Raw genomic sequence first — 1685 nt, 5'->3', positions numbered from 1 at the left:
ACACAAGGGCCGAACGGACCGGCATCACCACGCTGTTGAATGACGTTGCGCAGGCCGGGCTGGTGCTGGCGGATGTGCAAACACGGGAATCCAGCCTGGAAGATATCTTTGTCGGGCTGGTTTCGGGGAACGGGGCTTCGGCCGGCGCAGTTCAGGGGGACGCAGCATGAACTGGACAGCGGTCGCAACCATCTACAAGGCGGAAATGGCGCGGTTCTGGCGCACTTTTATGCAAAGTTTCATCTCGCCGGTGTTGTCCACATCGCTGTATTTTGTGGTCTTCGGCAGCGCCATCGGCAGCCGGATCCAGGAGGTTGACGGGATCGACTACGGGGCCTTTATCGTGCCGGGGCTGATCATGCTGTCGGTGATCACCCAGAGCATATCCAATGCGTCCTTCGGGATTTATTTTCCGAAGTTCATCGGCAACATTTACGAAATCCTGTCGGCCCCGATTAATTTCCTTGAGGTGGTCGCGGGGTTTGTCGGCGCGGCGGCAACCAAGTCGCTGTTCATCGGCGTGGTGATCCTGTGCACGGCGTCGCTGTTTGTGGATCTCTCCATCCAGCACCCGATTGCGATGGTGGCGTTTCTGGTGCTGACCTGTCTCAGCTTCTCGCTGATGGGGTTCATTATCGGCATCTGGGCCGGGAATTTTGAGCAGCTGCAGCTGGTACCCCTGTTGGTGGTGACGCCGCTGGTGTTCCTGGGCGGCTCTTTCTACTCAATCTCGATGCTGCCGCCGGTGTGGCAGACCATCACCCTGTTCAATCCGGTGGTCTATCTGGTGTCGGGTTTCCGCTGGGCGTTCTTTGGCCAGGCGGATGTGCCGGTCTTGCTGAGCCTCTGCGCTATCGGCGGCTTTACCCTGGCCTGCATGGGCGTCATCTGGTGGATCTTCAAGACAGGCTGGCGCATCCGGGCCTGATCCGGCGGCTGGATGCGGTACGGGGGAGGTTCCCGCCCGCTGCTGGTGCCCGTTGGGCGCCCTCGCGGTTGGACCCGGCACGCTGCGCGTGCCGGGTGTTGCGTCATTAACCGATAGAGCACGCTGCGCCGCGCGGCAGCGCGGCGCCCGGCCCAACGGGAGGGTGGCTGCTGCAAGCAGCCTGCCTGACGGGCGGGAGCCTCCTGGGGTATTTGCCGGGTGCAAACCAGCGTTGCATTTATGCCCGCGGCTGTGCGGTTTTTGCCTTTCACCACAATTCCCCGGGACGCGCACCTTGTTTCACCCCGGGCGGCTCTCTACATCGGCGCCATGAGACTTCGCCTGCCTTTCCTGAAAAGACAGCCCTTGGTGGCAGTAGTGCGCCTGAATGGCGCCATCGGAATGCCCGGCCGCGGCTCGCTCAGCGATGCGGCCCTGGCGCCGGTGCTGGAACGTGCTTTCCGCAAGGGCAAACCTGCCGCGGTGGCGCTGGAAATAAACTCGCCCGGCGGCTCGCCGGTGCAAAGCTCGCTGATCGGCGCCCGCATCCGACGCCTGGCAGAAGAGCTGAACATCCCGGTCTACGCCTTTGTCGAGGACGTTGCGGCCTCGGGCGGCTATTGGCTGGCAGCCTCAGCAGATGAGATCTGGGCTGATGCCAGCTCGGTGCTGGGCTCGGTCGGGGTGATTTCCGCGGGCTTTGGCGCTCATGTGCTGCTGGCCCGCCAAGGCGTGGAGCGCCGGGTCTATACTGCGG

Annotated in this window: 2 protein-coding genes and 1 pseudogene; all 3 read left to right on the top strand. The window is 63.0% G+C overall.

Annotation, left to right across the window (positions count from 1 at the left end):
- Nucleotides 1-170: pseudogene (locus tag A2I95_RS35885) on the top strand (multidrug ABC transporter ATP-binding protein); the annotation flags it as partial.
- A complete protein-coding gene (locus A2I95_RS35880; protein WP_291737303.1) occupies nt 167-928 on the top strand; it encodes an ABC transporter permease in 762 nt (253 codons plus the stop codon). The pseudogene A2I95_RS35885 and the gene A2I95_RS35880, both read left to right, overlap by 4 nt.
- Before the next feature lie 330 nt (nt 929-1258).
- Nucleotides 1259-1685 (top strand): S49 family peptidase (locus A2I95_RS35875; protein ID WP_291737302.1); only part of this gene is annotated, 427 nt, incomplete at its 3' end.

Source organism: Leisingera sp. F5, assembly GCF_001593695.1.
This window is presented reverse-complemented; position numbering and strand designations above follow the sequence as displayed.

What these genes read in the sequence shown, in the direction of transcription:
- A2I95_RS35880 (WP_291737303.1), top strand. Translation starts at nt 167, where the DNA reads ATGAACTGGACAGCGGTCGCAACCATCTACAAGGCGGAAATGGCGCGG.